This is a genomic window from Streptomyces sp. NPDC101393, from assembly GCF_044767385.1.
In the GTDB taxonomy this organism is placed as follows: Bacteria; Actinomycetota; Actinomycetes; order Streptomycetales; family Streptomycetaceae; genus Streptomyces.
The window spans coordinates 525,471-541,147 of record NZ_JBIWNU010000002.1 but is presented as its reverse complement, the minus strand read 5'-3'; the positions used below and the strand labels follow the sequence as shown (position 1 = coordinate 541,147).

The window sequence follows — 15,677 nt, the reverse complement described above, 5'->3', positions numbered from 1 at the left end:
CCGCTGCACCGCCGGTCACGGAACCGCGTGGCGCGGGCCCGCGTCCCCCTGGGCATCCACCACAAGATCGTCCAGGCCACCGCGGCACGGCACGGCACGGAAAGGGCGCGGGCAGATGACCGAGGGCGCAGCCGACCGCTATCTCTATCTCGCACGGCACGGTGAGGCGTCGGCGGACGAGAGCGAGCTGACCGGGAACGGCCGCCGCCAGGCCGTACTCCTCGGCGAGCGGCTCCGCCACAGCCCGCTGTCGCTCATCCGCCATGGCCCGCTGCCCCGCGCGGAGCAGACCGCCCGGCTGGTCGGCGCACAGCTCGACGGGGTCCCCGCAGAGGCGTCGGACCCGGCCGGGGACCACCTCCCCTGGATCCCACGGAGGGAAGAGCTGCCCGCTGCGTCGGCGGACCACCTGCTCGACCGTCTCGACCGCTTCCCGGCGGTGGAGCGTGAACGGGGGCCGCGGCTCGCACAAGCGGCACTCGCGCGGTTCACCGGCCCCGTCGACGGTGACGAGCCCCGCCACGAGCTGATCGTCACCCACGCCTTCCTCATCGGCTGGCTGGTCCGGGCCGCCCTCGACGCGCCGAACTGGCGCTGGATCGGCCTCAACCACGCCCATGCGGCGCTGACCGTCATCCGCTACGCGCCCGGCCGCCCCGCTTCCCTGCTGATGTACAACGACACCGGGCACCTGCCGCCCGAGCTCCGCTGGACCGGCCTGCCACCCGAACTGCACGTCTGATCGCGAAGACCGGCCGCCGCAGACCGGCGTCCCGCAGACGGGCAGCCGCAGACCGGCGCGCGGAGCCGGGACGCGAAGGTCCGGACGTGCTGCCGCCCGGGCGCAGCCGCCCGGTCAGGAGAAGCGGGCGAGGACCGTCATCGGTGGCAGCAGGATGCGGGCGCCCGGCAGCCGGTGCAGCACGGCTGCCGGAGCGCCGTGGAACAGGCCCCGGCCGCGCGGCAGCGGCACTTGTCGTACGTCGGTGATGGCCGGGTGGGCCGTACGCACCCTGGGCAGGTCCCGGGCGTCGAGGCCCCACGGCATCGGCGGCGGGGAATACCCCTGCGAGGTGCGGATCTTGCCGCGCATCGTGAGCGAACTGAAGTAGCGCGGCACCGCGTCGAAGACCAGCGCCCCGCCGCCGAACCGCTCGGCGCAGCCCGCGATCAACTCCCGTACCTGGGGCGGCTGCAGATACATCAGCAGCCCCTGTGCCGTGATCAGCACACCGCGTGAGGCGTCGACCTCGTCCCGCCAGCTCGGATCGAGCGCCGACCGGGCCAGGATGCGCCGTCGTTCGCCGTCCGGCAGCAGGGAACGGCGTACCTCGGCGGTCTCCGGAAGTTCCACGCACAACCAGCGCGCCCGGCCGTTGTCCACGCGCCAGAACTGTGTCTCCAGTCCTTCGGCGAGCGTGACGACCGTGCCCTCGGGATGCTCGGCGAGAAAGGCCCGCACCACGGTGTCGAAGGTGCGCACCCGCAGCGCGTGGCCCTGTGCGAGCAGCGCGTGCGGCCGTCCGAAGGTCTCCTCGAAGGGGTAGTCGATACGGTCGACGAGCTCGACCGCCTTCGGGTCCTCCAGCACCGGACGGCTCCGCCGCGCCTCGTACGCACGCTGGTAGAGGTTCCACAGCAGAGTCTCCGGCACCCCGCTCAGCTTCACGGTGTGCCGCTGCCCATCCGCCATGCCTGCTCCTCGCGTAAGGGGGCCCGTATCCGGTCATTCAACCCCACTTCCGGCTCGGGGCGGGGGGACCTGGGACCTGTCGTCCGGATCAGGTCGCGGCTCGCGGGGCCCGCCCTGATCCGAACGGCGGGACCTACGGGAGGGAGGATGAGCGGCCGTAGCGTTCGAGCCGGTCGGCGAGGTCCTTCGGGCGGGACAGCATGGGGAAGTGGCCGCCGTCCATCTCGTCGGGTGCGAAGCCCAGGCGCTCCGCCGACACCCTGCGCAGCATCTCGGCCGGGAAGAGCCGGTCCGCGCGGCACAGCAGGTGCCGGGTCGGGACCGGCGGCCAGGCGCTCAGCGGCCACGGCTGCGATGCGGGGGTGAGGGACTGCTCCCGCCAGTGTGCCGCCGCCTCGGCAGCTCGGCCGGGGGACAGGTCATGGAAGTACAGGCCGGCTTCGCCGTCCGGCGGCCGGCCCTCCCGCGCGGCCGCCTCGGCGCGGATCTCCTCGCAGCGCGTCGAGGCGAACCAGCCCTCCGGGGTCTCTCCCGGCGCCGGAACCATCGCGGTGACCAGGACCAGCAGCTCCACCGGCAGGTGCGCGCAGACCAGGGGTGCCGAGAACCCGGCGAAGGAGTGGGCGACCAGTACGACGCCGGTGCGGTCGCCGACCGCGGCGATGACGGCCTGCGCGTACTCGGCCAGTCCTGCCGAGTCATCGCCGCAGGGCAGGTCGACCGTCACGACATCGTGGCCCCGCCCGCGCAGCTCACCCGCCACCAGACGCCAGTGCCAGGGGCCGCAGCGGGCGCCGGGGATCAACACGAACGTCGTCATGATCGCTATTGTGCCCGGCCCGCCGCACCGGCCTGCGGGAGGCGATGCCGGGTCGGCGGTTCGCCCTCAGCAGCCGCAGTCACAGCATTCGCAGCACTGGCAGACTTCGCAGCAGCCGCACCCCTCGCAGCAGTCGCAGTTCTGACAGCACCCCTCGCGCTTCTTGCGCGACCACGGGCCCTCGTACTCCTCCGCGCAGCAGAGCTTGCAGGTGCAGCACAGGCCGATGGCGACCGCGCAGCCGGCGAGGAACCCGCGGGGCTTCTTGGGCTGCTGCGGAAGGTGCGGCATCCCGCCACCCCCGCCACCGCCCCCGTCGCCACCGGTGCCGCCGCCTCCGGCATGACCGCCGCCGTAGGGGTTCTGAGGGTTGTTCAGGTGCTGCTGCCCGTGGGGGTAGGGACCGGCGGCCTGCGGCCCGCCGTACTGCGGCGCCTGGCCGTACCGGGGAGGTCCGCCCTGTTCGTTCCGGTACGGGTTGCCGCCCTGACCGTCGTACGGTCCCGGCGTCCCGTGTCCCTGATGGGAGCAGACGGCGGTCCCGAAGGCGCGGTCCACCGACCGCCGCAGTTCGTGCACCAACAGCACATGCGCCAGCGCGGAGTCGGCGAACTCCACATCGCGCAGCGCGAGACGGATGCCGTGCAGCGCGTCGTCGCACAGCCGGCGGGCCTGTGCGGTGTCGGCGCCGGTCGCGGTGAGGGGGTTCCAGGCGCCCTCGGCGGCGTCCGCCGCGCGGTCCTCCACGGCGTCGAGAAGATGGGCCAGCCGCCCGAAGAGCCGCCCGGCCTCGGCCAGCGGCGCGGCGTTGCCGGGCCGTCCGGCCAGCACCGCGGTGTGGGCGAAGGCCGCCGCGGTCGCCGTCTCGGTCGGTTCGGTGATGGCCGTCAGCGGCGTCCCGGGACCGGCCAGCCGCTCGATGCCCACCTGCCGGTCGACGGCCTCGACCAGTACGGCGGTGTCGAAGCCGAGCGTGGCGCCGGTGCGGGCGCCCGCTCGGTCCCAGCCCGCGGCGACCTTGCGCGCGGCGGCGGCCACCGGGCGGCGGCGCAGCAGTCCGTTCCGGTCGGCGACGTGGTCCCGGATCTTCGCCGAGGCGAGCACGAGGGACACCGAGGCCGCCAGCCGTGCGCCCTCGCCCTTCGCCACCGAAGCCGTCCGCATGCCGCGCAGCGGGCAGGGGCCGGCGGTGCGCCGGGTGTCGGCCGTGTGGCCGGACTGCGCATCGACCAGCACGGACACGATCAATCCGTCGTAGTTGGTGACGACCCGGGCGAACTGCCCGTGGTCGCCGCGCAGTGCGAGACAGAGCCCGCAAAGATGGGCCATCCACTCGGACTTGAGCCCCTGGGACAGGCGATGAGTGCAAGGCCTGACGATTCCGAACACGTGAAAACCCCCGTAATGCGCGCATACATGGCATGAGTCGGCAGCGGCCGCAGCGGCTGAGAGTGGACAGGATGCCGACGGGAAATCGTATCGATCGGGTCGGTCGGCCGGACACACCCCTGATGCGGTGACGGCAAGATTCCCGCTGCGTCGGACCGGCTCCGTCCGGCCCCCGGGGGCGGGATGCACAGGCGACGGTGCCGGAGCGGTGCGGGACCGATTCCGGCCGTTTCGCCAACGCGATAGTGTGACAAAGGAGTTGGCGGTACGTCCGGATTCCGGGCGGCGGAGGGAGCGTGGCGGATGGCGAGGCCGGGGGACGACTGGATGGCGGCGCGCCCCAAACCGCCGGTCGAACTTCACACCGACCGGCCCCATGCGGCCCGCGTGTACGACGTGCTGCTCGGCGGCAAGACCAACTATCCCGCCGACCGCAAGGCGGCGGAGAAGACTCTCGCCGCGCTGCCCAACGCCGCCGCGATCGCCCGGCAGAACCGCGCGTTCATGCATCGCGCGGCCCGCTATCTGGCCGAAGAGGCCGGCGTGCGGCAGTTCCTGGACATCGGCACCGGCATCCCGACCTCGCCGAACCTGCACGAGGTGGTGCAGTCCGTCGCGCCCCGGTCGCGGATCGTGTACGCGGACAACGACCCGATCGTGCTGGCCCACTCGCGGGCCCTGCACACCGGCCACCCCGAAGGCCGGACGGTGTACCTCCCCGCGGATCTGTGCCGGCCGGAAGCCCTCATCGAGGACGGGGAACTGCGCGCGACGCTCGACTTCGACCGGCCTGTCGCGCTGACCCTCGTCGCCGTGCTGCACTGGCTGCCGGCCGAGCACGACCCGTACGCCATCGTCTCCCGGATCCTCGATGCGCTTCCCTCGGGCAGCTTCCTGGCGCTGACCCACGTCACGAACGACTTCGAGCCCGCCGCGCTGGAAGAGGTGGCGGACACCTTCCAGGCCGAGGGATCCCAGGTGAACGCCCGCAGCAAGGCGGATGTGCTGCGGTTCTTCGACGGCCTGGAGTTGGTCGAGCCCGGCCTCCAGGTGGTCCAGCGGTGGCGCCCGGAGCGGACCGATCTGGGTGCCGACGCCTTCGGCGATGCGGATATCCCGCTCTACGCAGGCGTGGCGCGGAAGGGCTGAACGTCCACCGGGGGAGCGGTAGGCGCCTGCCGCGGCCCTGGGCGACCGGGCGCCGGGTGCGCATCTCGTACGCCCCGCGGTAAATCGCCACGCGCCCGCAGGAAATTGCCAATCACGGGCGATCCGGCCGTCGGCCCCCCGCATCTGCTGGTGTCCCAACTGCCGCTGGAATTACATTCGATGGAGCGTAATTGCAGCGGTACGTGCGGACGCAATGACGCGGAGGGGCGAGGTACGGCCAGTCGGGTGCGAGGCAGCGAGGGAGCAGTGGCGATGCGGGAGATCGACAACGGGACGCGGTCCGATCTGATCGAGGGCGTGGTCTGGAAGAAGAGTCGGCGCAGTGCACCGGGAGGCAACTGCGTCGAGGTCGCCGAACTGCCGGACGGGGGCGTCGCGGTCCGCAATTCACGCCATCCGGAAGGCCCCGCGCTGGTGTACACACGGGCGGAGCTGGCCGCGTTCCTCGGCGGCGCCAAGGACGGCGAGTTCGACGCGTTGGTGCGCTGACCCGCAAGGGCCGCAAATGGGAGACTGAGGCATCTGTCCAGTCACCCACGGGAGTTGGCATGACCGCCATGATGCGGCCGAGCAACGAGCCGCCGGCCGAGCTGTCGATACGGCGCTATCTGGAGCAGCCCCAGGTCGGCCCGACGGCGCTGCGTATCGTGCTCGGCGCTCAGCTGCGGAAACTGCGGCAGCAGTGCGGCATATCCCGTCAGGATGCCGGCCAGGCGATCCGCGGATCCCATGCCAAGATCACGCGCCTGGAGCGCGGACAGGTGGGGTTCAAGGAACGCGATGTGGTGGATCTGCTGACGCTGTACCGCGTGCGGGACCCGGCGGAGCGGGCCGATTACGTCGAATTGGCCCGCCGTGCCAACACCTCCGGCTGGTGGCACCAGTACAGCGATGTGCTGGAGGACTGGTTCGAGCTGCACATCGGCCTGGAGGAAGCGGCCTCACTGATCCGGACGTACGAGGTGCAGTTCCTCCCCGGCCTGCTGCAGACCGAGGAGTACGCACGGGCGGTCAGCCGTCTGGGGTATCCGGACGCTCCCGAATCCAAGATCGACCGCCTGGTCGCCCTGCGGAAGGAGCGGCAGAAGCTCCTCACGCGGCCGGATGCGCCCCGGCTGTGGGCGGTCCTCGACGAAGCGGTGCTGCGGCGCCCGTTCGGCGGCGCCGAGGTGATGCGCGCCCAGCTGGAACATCTGCTGGAGGCGGTGGAGATGCCGAACGTCACACTGCAGGTCGCGCCCTTCAGCGTGGGCGCCAACGCTGCTGCCGGCTCGCCCATCACCATGCTGCGTTTCCGGGAGCCGGACCTGCCGGACAAGGTGTATCTGGAGCAGCTGACCGGTGCGGTCTACCTGGACAAGCAGGAGTCCATCGATCAGTACGCGCTGATCATGGACCGGCTGAGCGCCGAGGCGGATGCCCCGCAGGAGGCCGCGGCGTTCCTCCGGGCGCTGCTCGAACGACCCGCCTGACCGCTCGACGTGCTGACGGCCGCGGGACCTGGTTCGCTGGGAGTGACGCTATCCCTTCACGACCGAAGGACGGACATGGGTAATTCCGACGAAGTGCGCGGGCGGGTCCGGCAGATGCGGGAGAAGGCCCAGCAGCTCAACGAGGCCGCCGAGCGAGCGAACGACCCCGATGAGCGCAAGCGGCTCAAGGAGAAGGCCACCAAGCTCCAGAGCCAGAGCGAGCAGGAGAGCAGCATGGGCAGCGGGGACATCTACCCGAGCGAATGAGGCGCCCCCGCTCTTTCCGCGCCCGCTCTCTCCGCGTCCCGGGACGCACCTGACCGACACCTGATTGAACGGAAGCCGCCGCCCGGCCGTACGGGTAGGTGCGGCCCCGACCTCCCGAGCCTGGTCCGCCATGTCACAACGGGCCTCGCACGGAAGGAACATCGGGGTGTCGCACTTCACGCGCTCTGGCCGGCTTCCGCACACGGACACGGCACCCACCGAGGAGGGCCCGCCGCCGGACGCCGCCGTCCCGGGCCAGCGGGCCGCCGCGGGTGACGCCGCGAGCGCCGGTCCGGACGACGTCGTCGTCGGCGGCCGCCCCCGGGGCGAGCGCCCCGCCACCGCTCGGGCCGCCGCACGGGCGCTCACGGCGCTGGCCGCCCTGCTGGTGCTCAGCGCCCTGCTCCTGCCGAACCACCTCGATCGCCTCACACCCGGAGCGTTCGCGCGCATCCCGGTGGAGGGGATATGCGGCGCCGCCGTCCTGCTCCTGCTCCCGCCCTCGGCCAGGCGGGTGGCGGCGGTGCTCGCCGGGGCGGGCCTGGGCCTGCTGACGCTCCTGAAGCTCCTGGACATGGGCTTCTACGCCGTCCTCGACCGGCCCTTCGACCTGGTGCTCGACTGGATCCTCTTCGACGACGCGGAGGACTTCCTCAGCGACTCGATCGGCCGAACCGGTGCGATCGGCGCGGTCATCGGGATCGTGCTGCTCGTTGCCGCCCTGCTCGCGCTGATGACGCTGGCGGTCGTCCGGCTGAGCCGCCTCCTGGTCCGGCACAGCGCCGCGGCGACCCGCGGCACCCTGGCGCTGGGCACCGTCTGGATCACCTGCCTCGCGCTCGGCGCGCAGATCGCCGGGGCTCCCGTCGCCTCCAGGAGCGAGGCGGACCTCGTCCACGACCGTGCGGATCAGGTGCGTGCGGGCATCGAGGACGAGCAGGCCTTCGCCAGGGAGGCCGCCGGAGACGCCTTCCGCGACACCCCGCCCGACCGGCTGCTGACCGGGCTGCGGGGCAAGGACGTCCTCTTCACCTTCATCGAGAGCTACGGCCGCAGCGCGGTCCAGGACCCGGCCATGGCGCCGCAGGTCGACGCGGTGCTCGCGGACGGCACCCGTCGGCTGCGCAAGGCCGGTTTCTCGTCCCGCAGCGCCTTCCTCACCTCGCCGACAGCGGGCGGCGGCAGCTGGCTGGCCCACTCCACCTTCCTGTCCGGCCTGTGGATCAAGAACCAGCAGCGCTACCGCAGCGTCACCTCCAGCGACCGGCTGACCCTCACCGGGGCCTTCCGGCGTGCCGACGCCTGGCGCACGAGCGGCATCATGCCGGGCGTCACCCGGTCCTGGCCGGAGGGCCGGTTCTACGGCCTCGACCACGTCTACGACACCCACCATCTCGGCTACAAGGGGCCGAAGTTCAGCTGGTCGCGGGTGCCCGACCAGTACAGCTTGGCGGCCTTCGAGCGCCTGGAGCACGGCAGGCCGCGCCGCACGCCCCTGATGTCGGAGATCATCCTCGTCTCCAGCCACAACCCGTGGGCCCCGATCCCCAGGACGGTCGGCTGGGACGAGGTCGGCGACGGCTCCGTCTACGACGCCATCGAGAAGGCGGGCAAGGACCCCGAAGAGGTCTGGAAGGACCCGGCCAAGGTGCGCACCGAATACCGGCGCGCCATTGAGTACTCACTGCACAGCCTGATCTCCTACGTGGAGAAGTACGGCAACAAGAACACCGTGCTCGTCTTCCTCGGCGATCACCAGCCCGTGCCGACGGTGACCGGCGGCCATGCGAGCCATGACGTACCGATCTCGATCGTCGCCCATGACCGGGCCGTGCTGGACCGGATCTCCGGCTGGGGCTGGCAGGACGGGCTGAAGCCCGGTCCGAAGGCCCCGGTCTGGCGGATGGACACCTTCCGCGACCGCTTTCTGACCGCCTACGGTCCACGGCCCCGTGCCGCCGCGCACCGGCCGGGCAGATGAACGTTGACAAGGCGCCGCTCCGTCGCCCACTCTGACTAAGCGCTCGCTTAGAGTGGTGGGCGCTCGGCCGGCCCACCGGCCGGCCCCACCGCCGAGATTTCGGGATGCGCACATGTCCACACCGCCGGCCTCGCTGCTGCTGTCACGACGCGACCTGGACTTCCTGCTGTACGACTGGCTGGACGCCGAGTCGCTGGTCACCCGGACGCGCTTCGAGGAGCACTCCCGCGACACCTTCGACGCCGTACTCGATCTCGCAGCCGAAGTGGCCACCGAACAGTTCGCCCCCCACAACAAGCGCAGCGACGCCGAAGAGCCCACCTTCGACGGCCGGCGCGTCCACATGATCCCCGAGGTGAAGAGCGCCCTCGACGTCCTCGCCCGCACCGGCCTGCTCGGCGCCACCATGGACGCGGGACTCGGCGGCATCCAGCTGCCGCACGTCGTGTCCACCGCGTGCTTCGCCTTCTTCCAGGCCGCGAACGCCGGAACCTGGGCGTACCCCTTCCTGACCATCGCCAACGCGAACCTGCTGCTCGCGCACGGCTCCCGGGAACAGATCGACACCTATGTGCCCCCGATGCTGGACGGCCGGTTCCACGGCACGATGTGCCTGTCCGAACCGCAGGCCGGCTCCTCGCTGGCCGACATCACCAGCCGGGCCCTGCCGCAGGACGACGGGACCTACCGCATCACGGGCAACAAGATGTGGATCTCGGCCGGCGACCATGAACTCGGCGACAACATCGTCCACCTGGTCCTCGCCAAGATCCCGGACGGCCCGGCGGGGACGAAGGGCATCTCGCTGTTCATCGTGCCCAAGTACCTGGTGCGCGCCGACGGCACGATCGGCGAACGCAATGACGTCGCGCTGGCCGGCCTCAACCACAAGATGGGCTACCGCGGAACCACCAACACCCTGCTCAACTTCGGCGAGGGCGCGCACACCCCCGGCGGCCGGCCGGGCGCCGTCGGATACCTCGTCGGCGAAGCCCACCGCGGCCTCGCCTACATGTTCCACATGATGAACGAGGCCCGTATCGGGGTCGGCGCGGGCGCCACGGCGCTCGGCTACACCGGTTATCTCAAGTCCCTCTCCTACGCGCGCGCCCGCACCCAGGGCCGCCCGGTCGCCGCCAAGGACCCGGCCGCACCACAGGTGCCGATCATCGACCACCCCGATGTACGGCGCATGCTGCTCGCACAGAAGGCCTACGCCGAGGGCGCGTTGGCGCTGATCCTCTACTGCAGCAAGCTGCTGGACGACCTCGCCACCGCGGGGCAGGAAGCGGACCGCGGGCGGACGCAGCTGCTGCTGGAGGTCCTCACCCCGATCGCCAAGAGCTGGCCGTCGCAGTGGTGCCTGGCCGCCAATGACCTGGCGATCCAGGTGCACGGCGGCTACGGCTACACCCGCGAATACGACGTCGAGCAGCACTACCGCGACAACCGCCTGAACCCGATCCACGAAGGAACCCACGGCATCCAGGGCCTGGACCTGCTGGGGCGCAAGGTCGTGATGTACGACGGCGCCGGACTGGAACTGCTGCGCGCCACCCTGAGCGCCACCGCCGAACGCGCCCGCGCGGCCGCGGGCGAAGCCGCCGGGTTCGGCGCGCAGCTGCAGGAGGCGCTCGACCGCATCATGGCGGTGACCGCCCGCATCCATGAGCCCGACGACTCCGGCGCCACCGCCCGGCTGGCGAACGCCTCCCTCTATCTGGAGGCCGTCGGGCACACCGTGCTGGCCTGGATCTGGCTGGAGCAGTACCTGGCCTGCGGCAGCCGCAGAGAACCCTTCCACCAGGGCAAACGGCAGGCCACCCGCTACTTCTTCCGCTACGAACTCCCGCGCACGGGGCCGCAGTTCGATCTTCTGGAGGCGCGTGACCGGACAGCGGTGGACATGGAGACCGACTGCTTCTGAGCGGCGCGGGGCCGGTCCGGTCCCTGCGTGGGTCAGCCGCCGAGGACCGTGCGCAGATGGCCGGACAGCTGCCCGGGGTCCTTCAGGTCGAAGCGCAGCCCGAGGTGACCGTCCGGCCGGACGAGGAAACCCTCGGCGCCGCGGGCGGCGTAGCGCTGCCGGAATGCGCCCTCGCCGTCATGCACGGTGGGCGGCAGCTCCCCGCCGCCGTCCGTCAGCACACCGGGTGCGAGAACCGCGTAGATTCGCAGCCGGCCCCGCATCTCCTCCCTCGCCTGCCGCGCGCAGGCGAGGAGCCGCCCGTCGGCCGCTTCCTCGGCGTCCGCATACCGCAGCAGGACATGATCGACCCCGCTCAGCAGGTCGAACAGCCGCACCGGGAAGGCCGCGATCCCGCGCACCAGGCCCCCGCAGTCCGGCGCGCGTTCCCCGGCCGCCGGGCGGACCGACGACGGCCCCGCGGGCCCACGATCGGACATGATTCACCCCGTTTGTCTAAATATCGCGCGGCTCCTCGGGCCCGCCGGAGGACGAGCCGCCGGCCGGGCCGGGCAGGGACCCGAGTCGGGCGGCCACCCGCTCACGGAGCAGCAGGTACTCCGCCCAGCGGTGTGGCAGCGGCCCCACCGGGCGGGCGAGCGCACACGCCGCGGAAACGACCTGGCCGTCCCGGAACTGTTCGCGTGTGAGGTCGAGTTCGACGCCGCCGGGCAGGGCATTCCACCAATGGAAGCCCTGCTGTTCGCCATGGGCGGCGTGCACCTCGCCCCGCACAAGACGTCCGCCGAATATGTCGTGCACGACGAGAGCGGTGATGTCGCAATGCCCCCACGCGGGATTGCCGGGATGCCAGCCCGCGCGGTCGAGGTCGTCGGGGGAGCAGGTGTCGGCGGCCCAGCTGCCACGCAAGGCCGCATCAACGCCGAGGAGCGTCCACGGAGAGGTCATGTACGTCAGTCTGCCCAAGGTCACTGACAATCCCGGCCGGACCGGAGCCCGGCCGCACCCCGCAGGCGGGCCCGCGGCATTCGCGACCGCCGCGGACTGGGATGATCGGACGCATGACTGAACGTGTGATCGCCGCGTGTGACGGGGCTTCGAAGGGAAATCCCGGCCCGGCGGGCTGGGCCTGGGTCATCGCCGACAACGAGGAGAACCCCGCCCGCTGGGAGGCGGGCCCGCTGGGCACGGCGACGAACAACGTCGCCGAACTCACCGCCCTGGAGCGCCTGTTGGCGGCAGTCGACCCGGCCGTCGCGCTGGAGATCCGGATGGACTCCCAGTACGCGATGAAGGCCGTCACCACCTGGCTGCCGGGCTGGAAGCGCAAGGGCTGGAAGACGGCCGCCGGCAAACCGGTCGCCAACCAGGACCTCGTCATGCGCATCGACGCGCTGCTGGCCGGCCGCTCCGTGGAGTTCCGGTACGTGCCCGCGCACCAAGTGGACGGCGACCCCCTCAACGACTTCGCCGACCGCGCGGCGAGCCGTGCGGCCATCGTCCAGGAGCCCGCGGGCAGCGCCCAGGGCTCCCCGCCGCCGCCCGCGTCCGACGCCGTACGACCTGCCGGCACCCGCAAGGACGCCTCCGGAGCCGCGGAAAGGAACGCCGCCCCGCGCAAACGCACCGCGGCGAAGTCGACGCGGACACTCAACGCCAAGTTCCCGGGCCGCTGCCGCTGCGGCCGCTCGTACGGGGCGGGCGAACCCATCGCCAAGAACCCGGACGGCTGGGGCCACCCGACCTGCCGCACGGCGCCGGCCGACGGGAGCTAGGTGTGCTGTCCGGAGAGGTTGGTGACGCGGCTGGCCGGGTCCGGCGTGATCCACACGACAGACCCCAGTACGTGTCCGCGCCGTCCCTTCCGGCGCGCGGCGAACGGGGTGCCGCCGGGGCGTTGGCGACGCGTTAGCGGAGCATCAGCGGCCCCGGGCACGGTGGTTTCCACGGGGGGCGAGAAGGCCCCGCGCAGGAAACGTCCAGGGGGACCCCATGTCGCAGCCCACCACGCTCCACCGCGGTCGCAAGACCGTCGCCGCCACGCTGATCGCCGCCGCCGCGCTCGTGCTCGCCGTCTGCAATGACAGCGAGTCCTACGCGGCGGGGGCCACCCCCGCGGCGTCCGGTGCCCAACCCGGTTCCTCGGACGCCTCGACGTCCTGGAACCCCGCGGCCTTCGGGGGGCGCTCGACGGCCAGGCGCGTCCCCAACGAGAGGCAGCCCTTCCCGCTGCGGTGGCCGCACGGCGGTGCCGGCCTCGACCAGTCGGCCGCCACGCACCCCGGCACGCACCCCGGCGCGTTCGTCAAGCAGGTCAACGTGCCCTGACCGGGCGGCAGACGGGCGTCACACGCGCTGGGTGCAGACGGGGCGCGAGCCGACCAGGAGCCGGAAGTGAGCCGGACGCGGGCCCGTGGCCAGGGAGTTGCGCCGTTCGCACGTAGGCTCTGGCCGTGTTCCCTCCTCCCGCCCGCACCGCCGGCGCCCTCGCTCTTGTCCTGTTCCTGACGCTGGGCGGCACGGCGTGCTCGGCCACCGGCGCGAAGCCGGACGGTGGCAGCACCCCGAAGCCCGTACGGATGCCGGACGCGAACGCGGACTTCGACTACCAGCTCGGCGGCCCGTATTCGCCCTCCGGCACGGTGCGGGCGGTCTCCCGTGACCGCAGCGCGGAGCCCGCCGAGGGCCGCTACAACATCTGCTACGTGAACGCCTTCCAGACGCAGCCCGGCGAGGCCGTCACCTGGTGGAAGAAGCACCACCCGGACCTGCTTCTGACGGATGACGACGGCGAGTTGATCGTCGACGAGGACTGGGACGAGCCCCTGCTCGACATCTCGACCGCGCCCCGGCGCACCGCGCTCATGGACATCGTCGGGCCGTGGATCGACGGTTGCGCCACAGCGGGCTACGACGCGGTGGAGCCGGACAACCTCGACTCCTACGAACGATCCGACGGCAAGCTCACCAGCAGGCACGCGGCCGCCTTCGCCCGGCTGCTGGCTCAGCGCGCACACCGGCAGCACCTGGCCATCGCCCAGAAGAACACCGCCGACCTGCTGCCCCGGCGCTCGCACATCGGATTCGACTTCGCCGTCGTCGAGGAATGCGCCCGCTACAAGGAGTGCCCGGACTTCAGCGACGCCTACGACGGCAGGATCTTCGACATCGAGTACGTGCGGAAGGACTTCGTCGCGGCCTGCCGTACGTGGGGGGCGTCCCTGTCCGTCACCCTGCGCGACCGGGACGTCCGCCCCGCCGGTACGGACGGCTATGTCCGCCGGTCCTGCTGAGAGGCCGGACGGACGGAGAGACGGGCCCGCCCTTGAGGACGGGCCCGGTGCTCGCGGAGCGCTTCGGGATCAGACCCGGGCGGAGAAGGGGCACGCCCAGTCGGCCGGCTTGGGCCGACCCGAGTAGCGCCGGGCCTCGGAGAGCTTCTCGTACTCCAAGAGGTTGGGGTTGATGCCGCCCTGCAGCAGAATGTCCTGCTTGCGGATCTTCTCCTGCAGCCGCTCCCACAAGCCGGCCGCCTTGATGCGGTCGAACTGGGCGTGGGAGTTGAAAGCGAGCATCGGGAAGGGAGGGCGGCGCCCGATCCGGCTGTGCGTCTCGTGCAGCCCGATCACGAAGAACGGATGCCCCGCGACGCTGTAGGCGAAGGCGCCGGACGACGGGTCGGCGTCATAGCCGTCGGCCCAGGCGTGCGACAGGCTGTCGTGGTCGTGGACAGCCTGCAGCTGCTGCCACATCAGGTGCTCGAAATCGGTCTCCGACAGGTCCAGCGGGCCCGAGAAGGTGGCCACGAAACTGGTGAAGGGCTTGGCTTCCCAGTCCACGGCCTGCACGTACGCATGAAGGTCAGTTGTCATCTGCTGAGCCGCCGTGTCATCCCCGAACCACGTGTAATGGTGATGGGTGATGCCACCTTGCCGCCAAGCCGAACGACCGGCCAGGCAGGGAAAGGAATCGCCGAGCAGAAACTGCTCGACCTCAGTGGTGGCGGTGGCTTCCAGCGGCATGTTCAAGACCTTTGGGACCTTTGATCGGGGGCGTAGCCCGTAGGGGGGACCATGGCAGTGAAGAACGGGCATGGCCTGTTCGTCAACACAGGACCAAACCCGCGCGCCGACGCCGCCGCCGACGCTTCCCTATGCACCCTTCCGACCGCTTTTGCGCCCGCCCCGCGCCATCCCCCCGTCGCGACGGGAAAACCGTGGTGACGACCGGACTCACCGGCTCCCGGTCGGCGCCGCAGCACACCTCACGTTCGCCGTCGCCACGACGTCTTCCTGATGTACGGGGACGCAGACATACGCGGTGCCGTGCAGTGATACGCGTGAGCCGGTGACAGGGAGCGAGGAGAGCACCATGAGTACGGAGACGACGGGTCCGCAGATGACGACGCACGCGACGCGTACGCACACGGAGGGTGCGCGGGCGATGGGGGCGCAGGTGATGAGGACGCACACGATCGTCGACTCCCCGCTGGGGGAGCTGACCGTGGTCGCCGAGGAGGGCGCGCTGGCGGGCCTGTACTTCGAGGGCCACCAGCGCCGGCCGGCGGCGGACACCTTCGGCACCCGCACCGACGAGGGCTTCGAGCCGGTCCGGCAGCAGCTCAAGGAGTACTTCTCCGGGGAGCGGCGGGAGTTCGACCTGCCGCTCGCCCCGCAGGGCGAGGACTTCTCCCGCCGGGTCTGGGAGCTCCTGACGTCGATCCCGTACGGCGAGACCTTGTCGTACGGGGATCTGGCCCGCCGTCTCGGGGATCCGGCCCTGGCCCAGGCGGTCGGCGCGGCCAACGCCCTCAATCCGCTGTCCGTCCTCCTTCCTTGCCACCGGGTGGTCGCAGCCGACGGGAGCCTGCGGGGGTACGCCGGCGGGCTGGAGCGCAAGCGCTTCCTGCTGGCGCTCGAAGAGCCCACCGCCGAGATGGCTGCCCGGCTCTTCTGAGG

At 71.5% G+C, this 15,677-nt stretch carries 17 protein-coding genes; 11 read left to right on the top strand and 6 right to left on the bottom strand.

Annotation, left to right across the window (positions count from 1 at the left end):
• Window positions 1-115: 115 nt before the first annotated feature.
• On the top strand, window positions 116-742 hold the full coding sequence (locus ACIRQ7_RS07990; protein ID WP_404260829.1) for a histidine phosphatase family protein: 627 nt from the start codon (window positions 116-118) through the stop codon (window positions 740-742).
• 114 nt (window positions 743-856) lie between these two features.
• Here the strand turns inward: ACIRQ7_RS07990 and ACIRQ7_RS07985 are convergent, their stop codons facing one another.
• The 3 genes from ACIRQ7_RS07985 to ACIRQ7_RS07975 all read right to left on the bottom strand — a co-directional run bounded on the left by ACIRQ7_RS07985 (window position 857) and on the right by ACIRQ7_RS07975 (window position 3,902).
• A complete protein-coding gene (locus ACIRQ7_RS07985) occupies window positions 857-1,693 on the bottom strand; it encodes a class I SAM-dependent methyltransferase (protein WP_404260827.1) in 837 nt (278 codons plus the stop codon).
• A gap of 133 nt (window positions 1,694-1,826) precedes the next feature.
• Window positions 1,827-2,513: an alpha/beta hydrolase gene (locus tag ACIRQ7_RS07980; protein ID WP_404260826.1), complete on the bottom strand. Its 687-nt coding sequence runs from the start codon at window positions 2,511-2,513 to the stop codon at window positions 1,827-1,829.
• Between the two features lie 66 nt (window positions 2,514-2,579).
• Window positions 2,580-3,902: a DUF5685 family protein gene (locus ACIRQ7_RS07975; RefSeq protein ID WP_404260824.1), complete on the bottom strand. Its 1,323-nt coding sequence runs from the start codon at window positions 3,900-3,902 to the stop codon at window positions 2,580-2,582.
• A gap of 303 nt (window positions 3,903-4,205) precedes the next feature.
• Between ACIRQ7_RS07975 and ACIRQ7_RS07970 the strand changes: the two genes are divergently transcribed.
• The 6 genes from ACIRQ7_RS07970 (at window position 4,206) to ACIRQ7_RS07945 (ending at window position 10,719) form a co-directional block, all read left to right on the top strand.
• Window positions 4,206-5,051, top strand: coding sequence for an SAM-dependent methyltransferase (locus tag ACIRQ7_RS07970; protein WP_404260823.1), 846 nt, complete (start codon window positions 4,206-4,208; stop codon window positions 5,049-5,051).
• 273 nt (window positions 5,052-5,324) lie between these two features.
• Window positions 5,325-5,561, top strand: a complete 237-nt coding sequence (locus ACIRQ7_RS07965; protein ID WP_401468661.1) for a DUF397 domain-containing protein — start codon at window positions 5,325-5,327, stop codon at window positions 5,559-5,561.
• A 59-nt stretch (window positions 5,562-5,620) separates the two neighbouring features.
• Window positions 5,621-6,544 carry a helix-turn-helix domain-containing protein gene (locus ACIRQ7_RS07960; protein WP_404260822.1) on the top strand — a complete coding sequence of 308 codons (924 nt, stop codon included), beginning with the start codon at window positions 5,621-5,623 and terminating at the stop codon, window positions 6,542-6,544.
• 75 nt (window positions 6,545-6,619) lie between these two features.
• Complete coding sequence (locus ACIRQ7_RS07955) at window positions 6,620-6,811, top strand: DUF6381 family protein (protein WP_401468666.1); 192 nt, start codon at window positions 6,620-6,622, stop codon at window positions 6,809-6,811.
• A gap of 166 nt (window positions 6,812-6,977) precedes the next feature.
• A complete protein-coding gene (locus tag ACIRQ7_RS07950) occupies window positions 6,978-8,792 on the top strand; it encodes a sulfatase (protein WP_404260821.1) in 1,815 nt (604 codons plus the stop codon).
• Window positions 8,793-8,904: 112 nt separating this feature from the next.
• Complete coding sequence (locus ACIRQ7_RS07945) at window positions 8,905-10,719, top strand: acyl-CoA dehydrogenase (protein WP_404260819.1); 1,815 nt, start codon at window positions 8,905-8,907, stop codon at window positions 10,717-10,719.
• A gap of 32 nt (window positions 10,720-10,751) precedes the next feature.
• On the opposite strand, the gene ACIRQ7_RS07940 is transcribed toward ACIRQ7_RS07945, so the two are convergent.
• Both ACIRQ7_RS07940 and ACIRQ7_RS07935 read right to left on the bottom strand, forming a co-directional pair.
• Complete coding sequence (locus tag ACIRQ7_RS07940; RefSeq protein ID WP_404260817.1) at window positions 10,752-11,198, bottom strand: hypothetical protein; 447 nt, start codon at window positions 11,196-11,198, stop codon at window positions 10,752-10,754.
• 16 nt (window positions 11,199-11,214) lie between these two features.
• Entirely contained in the window at window positions 11,215-11,667 is a 453-nt protein-coding gene (locus ACIRQ7_RS07935; protein ID WP_404260816.1) for a hypothetical protein, read from the bottom strand.
• Window positions 11,668-11,768: 101 nt separating this feature from the next.
• On the opposite strand from ACIRQ7_RS07935, the gene ACIRQ7_RS07930 reads away from it, so the two are divergent.
• The 3 genes from ACIRQ7_RS07930 to ACIRQ7_RS07920 all read left to right on the top strand — a co-directional run bounded on the left by ACIRQ7_RS07930 (window position 11,769) and on the right by ACIRQ7_RS07920 (window position 14,012).
• The gene (locus ACIRQ7_RS07930) at window positions 11,769-12,494 is read left to right on the top strand and encodes a ribonuclease H (protein WP_404260815.1); all 726 of its coding nucleotides are present in this window, start codon (window positions 11,769-11,771) and stop codon (window positions 12,492-12,494) included.
• A gap of 217 nt (window positions 12,495-12,711) precedes the next feature.
• The gene (locus ACIRQ7_RS07925; RefSeq protein ID WP_404260813.1) at window positions 12,712-13,047 is read left to right on the top strand and encodes a hypothetical protein; all 336 of its coding nucleotides are present in this window, start codon (window positions 12,712-12,714) and stop codon (window positions 13,045-13,047) included.
• Window positions 13,048-13,166: 119 nt separating this feature from the next.
• Window positions 13,167-14,012 (top strand): endo alpha-1,4 polygalactosaminidase, encoded by an 846-nt coding sequence (locus ACIRQ7_RS07920; RefSeq protein ID WP_404261341.1) that lies wholly within the window; start codon window positions 13,167-13,169, stop codon window positions 14,010-14,012.
• A 69-nt stretch (window positions 14,013-14,081) separates the two neighbouring features.
• Here ACIRQ7_RS07920 and gntA read toward each other — a convergent pair whose 3' ends face one another.
• Window positions 14,082-14,741, bottom strand: a complete 660-nt coding sequence (gntA, locus tag ACIRQ7_RS07915; RefSeq protein WP_404260811.1) for a guanitoxin biosynthesis heme-dependent pre-guanitoxin N-hydroxylase GntA — start codon at window positions 14,739-14,741, stop codon at window positions 14,082-14,084.
• A gap of 349 nt (window positions 14,742-15,090) precedes the next feature.
• Here gntA and ACIRQ7_RS07910 point away from each other — a divergent pair, with 349 nt between their 5' ends.
• Window positions 15,091-15,675: a methylated-DNA--[protein]-cysteine S-methyltransferase gene (locus ACIRQ7_RS07910; RefSeq protein WP_404260810.1), complete on the top strand. Its 585-nt coding sequence runs from the start codon at window positions 15,091-15,093 to the stop codon at window positions 15,673-15,675.
• Window positions 15,676-15,677: the final 2 nt, after the last annotated feature.

What these genes read in the sequence shown, in the direction of transcription:
- ACIRQ7_RS07945 (WP_404260819.1), top strand. Translation starts at nt 8,905, where the DNA reads ATGTCCACACCGCCGGCCTCGCTGCTGCTGTCACGACGCGACCTGGAC.
- ACIRQ7_RS07960 (WP_404260822.1), top strand. Translation starts at nt 5,621, where the DNA reads ATGACCGCCATGATGCGGCCGAGCAACGAGCCGCCGGCCGAGCTGTCG.
- ACIRQ7_RS07965 (WP_401468661.1), top strand. Translation starts at nt 5,325, where the DNA reads ATGCGGGAGATCGACAACGGGACGCGGTCCGATCTGATCGAGGGCGTG.
- ACIRQ7_RS07940 (WP_404260817.1), bottom strand. Translation starts at nt 11,198, where the DNA reads ATGTCCGATCGTGGGCCCGCGGGGCCGTCGTCGGTCCGCCCGGCGGCC.
- ACIRQ7_RS07910 (WP_404260810.1), top strand. Translation starts at nt 15,091, where the DNA reads ATGAGTACGGAGACGACGGGTCCGCAGATGACGACGCACGCGACGCGT.
- ACIRQ7_RS07925 (WP_404260813.1), top strand. Translation starts at nt 12,712, where the DNA reads ATGTCGCAGCCCACCACGCTCCACCGCGGTCGCAAGACCGTCGCCGCC.
- ACIRQ7_RS07980 (WP_404260826.1), bottom strand. Translation starts at nt 2,513, where the DNA reads ATGACGACGTTCGTGTTGATCCCCGGCGCCCGCTGCGGCCCCTGGCAC.
- ACIRQ7_RS07955 (WP_401468666.1), top strand. Translation starts at nt 6,620, where the DNA reads ATGGGTAATTCCGACGAAGTGCGCGGGCGGGTCCGGCAGATGCGGGAG.
- ACIRQ7_RS07930 (WP_404260815.1), top strand. Translation starts at nt 11,769, where the DNA reads ATGATCGGACGCATGACTGAACGTGTGATCGCCGCGTGTGACGGGGCT.
- ACIRQ7_RS07970 (WP_404260823.1), top strand. Translation starts at nt 4,206, where the DNA reads ATGGCGAGGCCGGGGGACGACTGGATGGCGGCGCGCCCCAAACCGCCG.
- ACIRQ7_RS07990 (WP_404260829.1), top strand. Translation starts at nt 116, where the DNA reads ATGACCGAGGGCGCAGCCGACCGCTATCTCTATCTCGCACGGCACGGT.
- ACIRQ7_RS07985 (WP_404260827.1), bottom strand. Translation starts at nt 1,693, where the DNA reads ATGGCGGATGGGCAGCGGCACACCGTGAAGCTGAGCGGGGTGCCGGAG.
- gntA (WP_404260811.1), bottom strand. Translation starts at nt 14,741, where the DNA reads ATGCCGCTGGAAGCCACCGCCACCACTGAGGTCGAGCAGTTTCTGCTC.
- ACIRQ7_RS07935 (WP_404260816.1), bottom strand. Translation starts at nt 11,667, where the DNA reads ATGACCTCTCCGTGGACGCTCCTCGGCGTTGATGCGGCCTTGCGTGGC.